At 71.3% G+C, this 5,276-nt stretch carries 6 protein-coding genes and 1 pseudogene; 3 read left to right on the top strand and 4 right to left on the bottom strand.

Going from position 1 to position 5,276, the window contains the following annotated elements:
- Positions 1-133: 133 nt before the first annotated feature.
- The 3 genes from ACFWY6_RS05740 to ilvA form a co-directional block, all read right to left on the bottom strand.
- Positions 134-991, bottom strand: a complete 858-nt coding sequence (locus ACFWY6_RS05740; RefSeq protein WP_384686737.1) for an ABC transporter permease — start codon at positions 989-991, stop codon at positions 134-136.
- Entirely contained in the window at positions 988-2,001 is a 1,014-nt protein-coding gene (locus tag ACFWY6_RS05745) for an ATP-binding cassette domain-containing protein (protein WP_384686739.1), read from the bottom strand. Before ACFWY6_RS05745 ends, ACFWY6_RS05740 begins: the two co-directional genes overlap by 4 nt.
- Before the next feature lie 224 nt (positions 2,002-2,225).
- A complete protein-coding gene (gene ilvA / locus ACFWY6_RS05750) occupies positions 2,226-3,455 on the bottom strand; it encodes a threonine ammonia-lyase (RefSeq protein ID WP_384686741.1) in 1,230 nt (409 codons plus the stop codon).
- Between the two features lie 145 nt (positions 3,456-3,600).
- Here ilvA and ACFWY6_RS05755 point away from each other — a divergent pair, with 145 nt between their 5' ends.
- The 3 genes from ACFWY6_RS05755 to ACFWY6_RS05765 all read left to right on the top strand — a co-directional run bounded on the left by ACFWY6_RS05755 (position 3,601) and on the right by ACFWY6_RS05765 (position 4,928).
- Entirely contained in the window at positions 3,601-4,104 is a 504-nt protein-coding gene (locus tag ACFWY6_RS05755; protein WP_266870348.1) for a MarR family winged helix-turn-helix transcriptional regulator, read from the top strand.
- A gap of 93 nt (positions 4,105-4,197) precedes the next feature.
- Positions 4,198-4,680: a sigma factor-like helix-turn-helix DNA-binding protein gene (locus tag ACFWY6_RS05760; protein WP_384686743.1), complete on the top strand. Its 483-nt coding sequence runs from the start codon at positions 4,198-4,200 to the stop codon at positions 4,678-4,680.
- The gene (locus ACFWY6_RS05765) at positions 4,677-4,928 is read left to right on the top strand and encodes a hypothetical protein (protein ID WP_266870346.1); all 252 of its coding nucleotides are present in this window, start codon (positions 4,677-4,679) and stop codon (positions 4,926-4,928) included. The genes ACFWY6_RS05760 and ACFWY6_RS05765 overlap by 4 nt, the downstream gene beginning before the upstream one ends.
- A gap of 62 nt (positions 4,929-4,990) precedes the next feature.
- Here ACFWY6_RS05765 and ACFWY6_RS05770 read toward each other — a convergent pair.
- A pseudogene (locus ACFWY6_RS05770) lies at positions 4,991-5,182 on the bottom strand (PLP-dependent transferase); the annotation flags it as partial.
- Positions 5,183-5,276: the final 94 nt, after the last annotated feature.

Consider the following 5,276-nt stretch of genomic DNA (forward strand, 5'->3'; position numbering starts at 1 on the left):
GTGGGTGTCTATCCCCGTGGGGACCCGTTACCTGGCCTCACACCAGGCCGGCCACCAGGCGTGACACCTGCTTCGGCCCACGAAGGCCCCGGGCGCACTCCGCGCCGGGGGCCTTCGCATGTCCGCGTCCGGGTCAGGCGGTCGCCGAGCGGTACTTGCGGACCGCGAGGGTCCGGAAGAGCACGACGATCAGGACCGAGTAGATCAGCGAGGCCCAGACCGAATGCTGCATGGGCCAGGCGTCGGACTTCGAGACGCCCGGATTGCCGAAGAGCTCCCGGCAGGCCTGGACGGTCGCGCTGAAGGGGTTCCAGTCGGCGACGTGCCGCAGCCAGGGCGTCATCTGGCTGGAGTCCACGAACGCGTTCGAGATGAACGTGACCGGGAAGAGCCAGATCAGGCCGCCGGAGGTCGCGGCCTCCGGAGTGCGCACGGAGAGGCCGATCAGCGCGCCGACCCAGGTGAACGCATAGCCGAGCAGGAGCAGCAGACCGAAGGCGCCGAGCGCCTTCCAGATCCCTTCGTGGATGCGCCAGCCGACGAGGAGCGCCACGATCGCGAGGACGAGCAGCGTCAGCGCGGTCTGCACGAGGTCGGCGATGGTCCGTCCGGTGAGGACCGCGCCGCGCGCCATGGGCAGCGAACGGAAGCGGTCGATGAGGCCCTTGTGCATGTCGTCGGCGATGCCGGCTCCCGCGCCGGCGGTGGCGAAGGTGACGGTCTGCGCGAAGATGCCCGCCATCAGGAAGTTGCGGTACACCTCCGGATCGGTGCTGGTGCCGATCTTCATGGAGCCGCCGAAGACATAGCTGAACAGCACCACGAACATGATCGGCTGGATCAGGCCGAAGATGATCATCTCCGGGATGCGGGACATCCGGATGAGGTTGCGCTTGGCGACGACCAGGGAGTCCCTGGCGGACTGGCCGATGCCGCCCGCGGGCCTGGGGCCCGCCGGGGGTGTGCGCACGGTGTCGGTGACGGCACTCACTTGTCGGCCTCCTTCGTCGGCTCGGGCTTCGCGTCCTGTACGCCGTTTCCATTGCCGCCCGCTTCGTCCACCTCGGCGGCATGGCCGGTCAGCGAGATGAACACGTCGTCGAGGGTCGGGCGGCGCAGCCCGATGTCGTCGATCTCGACCCCGCGGGTGTCAAGGTCGCGGATGACCTCGGCGAGCAGCTTGGCGCCGCCGGTGACCGGGACCGTGAGCTTGCGGGTGTGGTCCTCGACGGCGACCTCGCCCTTGCCGAGGCTGCGCAGGACCTCCGTCGCCGGGGTGATGTCCTCGCGCTCGTGCACCACGACCTCGACGCGCTCGCCGCCGGTCTGCGCCTTGAGCTGGTCGGAGGTGCCGCGGGCGATGACCCGGCCGTGGTCGATGACGCAGATGTCGTGCGCCAGGTGGTCGGCCTCTTCGAGGTACTGCGTGGTGAGCAGCAGGGTCGTGCCGCCCGCGACCAGCTCCTGGATGACCTCCCAGAGCTGCTGGCGGTTGCGCGGGTCGAGGCCCGTCGTCGGCTCGTCCATGAACATCACCGGGGGCGAGACGACGAGCGCGGCCGCGAGGTCGAGGCGGCGGCGCATACCGCCCGAGTAGGTCTTGGAGGGGCGGTCCGCGGCGTCCGCCAAGTTGAACCGGTCGAGCAGCTCGCTCGCCCTGACCTTCGCCTCCTTGGCCCTCATCTGGTAGAGCTGGCCCACCATTTGGAGGTTCTCGCGGCCTGTCAGGTATTCGTCGACGGCGGCGAACTGGCCGGAGAGGCCGATCGAGCGCCGCACTTCGTTCGGATGCTTCAGTACGTCGATGCCCGCGACGACCGCCCTGCCGCTGTCCGGCGTCAGGAGCGTGGTCAGACAGCGCACCGCCGTGGTCTTGCCCGCGCCGTTCGGCCCGAGAAGGCCGAGCACGGTGCCTTCCGGGACATCCAGATCGACGCCGTCCAGAGCCTTTACGTCGCCGAAGGTCTTCACCAGACCTTCGGCGTAGATGGCGCCTGGCATGTGAGCTCCCCCAGTGGTTTGGGTGACTTCCTGCGGAAAATCTTAGATTTGCCGGACATGAAGCGCCCGGTGACCAGTGACGTGAGACACACCATAACGCGATACATCGCGTCGGCTCAACTGCTTTCGCGGAGCCTGTGGATAACGCAAAATAGCGCCCGACGCCGTTGCGCGTACGGGAATTTCGCCGCTGCCCGCCCAGCGCGCGGGGGTCGGCCGACGCCTCAGCCGATGACCGTGTAGCCCGCCTCGCGCAGGGCCACGCCCACCTCGGCGCAGTGCACAGGCCCCTTCGTCTCCAGGTGCAGCTCCACCTCCGCCTCCGTGAGGCCGAGCCGGGGATCGGTGCGTACATGACTCACGTCGAGGACGTTGGCGTCGAGCACCGAAAGCACCCCGAGCAGCGTGGCCAGGGCGCCGGGCCGGTCCGTCAGGCGCAGCCGCAGCGACAGATAGCGACCCGCGGCCGCCATGCCGTGGCGCAGGATCCGCTGCATCAGGAGCGGGTCCACATTGCCGCCCGACAGGAGCGCCACCACCGGGCCCTCGAAGTCCCGCGGCCGGCTCAGGAGCGCCGCGACGGGGCTCGCGCCCGCGGGCTCGACGACCATCTTGGCCCGCTCCAGGCAGAGCAGCAGCGCGCTGGACAGCTCGTCCTCGGAGACGGTGACGACGTCGTCGAGCAGGTCCTCGATTATCTGGAACGGCACATCGCCGGGGCGCCCGACCTTGATCCCGTCCGCCATCGTCGACGGATTCGGTATCGACACCGGGTGCCCGGCCGCGAGCGAGGGCGGATACGCCGCGGAGCCCGCCGCCTGCACGCCGATCACCTTCACGTCCGGGCGCACCGCCTTCACCGCGACCGCGATGCCCGCCGCGAGCCCGCCGCCGCCGACGCCCACGACCAGCGTGCGCACCTCGGGGCACTGCTCCAGGATCTCCAGGCCGACCGTGCCCTGCCCCGCGATGATGTCGGGGTGGTCGAAGGGGTGGATGAACACCGCGCCCGTCTCGCGTGCGTACTCCTGCGCCGCGGCCAGCGTCTCGTCGACCACCTGGCCGTGCAGCCGCACCTCCGCGCCGTAGTCCCGCGTCGCCGCGACCTTGGGCAGCGGCGCGCCCACCGGCATGAACACCGTCGACCGCACGCCGAGCAGCGAGGACGCGAGCGCCACACCCTGCGCGTGATTGCCCGCGCTCGCGGCCACGACACCGGCCGCGCGCTCCTCGGGGAGCAGGCCGGCGATCCGTACGTACGCCCCGCGCAGCTTGAAGGAACCCGTCCGCTGGAGGTTCTCGCACTTGAGGTGGACCGGCGAGCCGACCAGCTGCGACAGATGCCTGCTGCCTTCCATCGCCGTCACTCTCGACACTCCCGAGAGCATCTTCTGGGCGCCTCGCACGTCGTCGAGGGTGACCGACAGCAAGGAGTCAGGCGTGCGGTAGCTCATGACCGTCAGTCTCCCAGTTCACACCGGGGTCCTCCTGTGGTGACCACGTGCCGAGACTGGTTTGCGCAGCGCTGGTACGCCCCGCCGCCCGGCCGCGTAACCTGTCCCCCAACCCATCGCCCTCGCATGAAGTGAGCCCCCGGCCATGCCCACAACTCCGGACATGACGACCGCCAGCGATCCCGGCCTCCTCGACGCGCTGCAGCACCAGGTGGCGGTCTTCGCCCGCCGTGCCGAGCAGACGCGCCTCGGCGGCGTGGGACAGGTCCGCAACTCCATGGACCGTGCCGCGTATCTGCTGCTCAACCGGCTGGACAAAGAAGGCCCGATGGGCGTCAAGGCGCTCGCGGCGAGCATGGGCATCGACTCCTCGACGGTCACCCGGCAGGTCGCCCCGCTGGTCGACACGGGTCTCGTCAAGCGCACCTCGCACCCCGAGGACGGCCGCGCGGTGGTCCTCCAGCTGTCCCCCCGCGGCGAGGCGCGCCTCAACGAGGTGCGCTCGTCGCGGCGTGACCTCATGGCCGAACTGACGGAGGACTGGGGCCCGGAGGAGCGCGAAAGCTTCTGCACGCTCCTCACACGCTTCAATTCCGCGCTCTCGGCCCGGCAGATGGCGCAGGCGCCCCCGGAGACGCCCGCTTCCTGAGCTTCGCCGGGCGGTGCCCGCCTCTTGACCCCGGCCACGTGCCTGGCCTCATATGAGACCGGAGAGCCGTTTTTCCGCCAGGCGGGAGGCGTGGTGCGCGAACGGCAGGCGTTCATCGACGCCCGCCGGGCCCGGGAGTTCGAGGCGTTCGTCGCGGGCGCGGCAGGGCGGCTGCTGCATGCCGCGACGCTGCTCACCAGCGAGCCGCCGGACACCAATCCACGCGCGCGTGCCCTGCTGACCGCCTCCCTCGCGCACACGTACGCGACGTGGGACCGGATGCGGGGCGAGGACCCCTACGACCGCACCCGCCAGCAGCTGGCGATCCGTTTCGCGCGCGGGGCCTGGCGCAGGCACCGGGGCCGTGGCGGCGTGCTGGCCCGGCTGTCGCCGCAGGAGCGGCTGATCCTGGTGCTCCGCCTGCACGAGGGCGTCGCCGAGGAGCAGACGGCGGCGCTGCTCGGGCTCCCGCCCGACCGGGTGCGGACGATCCTTGCCCGCGCGATGGCCACGGTCCTTCATCCGCCGCGCGGGCCCGCGCCGGCGCTTCCGCTGGGGGAGGCGGCGCCGTCATGAGCCAGCACGACCGCAACGAGGCCGCGGTCCGCCGGCTCCTGGAGGGCGCGGCGCCGACGGTCCCCGCCGGGCTCTACGAGGAGTCGGTACGACGGGGCACCCGCCAGCTCCGCAGGCGCCGGGCGTTCCGCCGCCTCCTGTGGCTCCTCCTGCTGGCGGCGACGGTGGCCTTCGTGATCTGGGCGTCCCTGGCCCAGCCGTGGGTGGACCCGCCGTCCGAGACGACACCGCCGCTGACGCGGTGGTGAACACCGGAAGGGCTGAATCGTGCTGAATCGTTCAGCCCCTCCGGTGTTCGAGGAGCGGGGGCCTAGCCCAGCGCCTGCTGCAGGTCAGCCAGGAGATCGTCCGCCGACTCGATGCCTACGGACAGGCGCACCAGATCCGCGGGGACCTCCAGTGCCGAGCCCACCACGGAGGCGTGCGTCATCCGCCCCGGGTGCTCGATCAGGGACTCGACGCCGCCGAGCGACTCCCCCAGGGTGAACAGCTTCGCGGGGGGGGGCACCCCCCCCCCCCCCCCCCCCCCCCCCCCCCCCCCCCCCCCCCACACCCCCCCCCGCCAGCCCCTCTAAGAGAGCGGGCAGCGCGGGCGC

This window comes from Streptomyces sp. NPDC059037, assembly GCF_042740015.1.
Classification (GTDB): domain Bacteria; phylum Actinomycetota; class Actinomycetes; order Streptomycetales; family Streptomycetaceae; genus Streptomyces.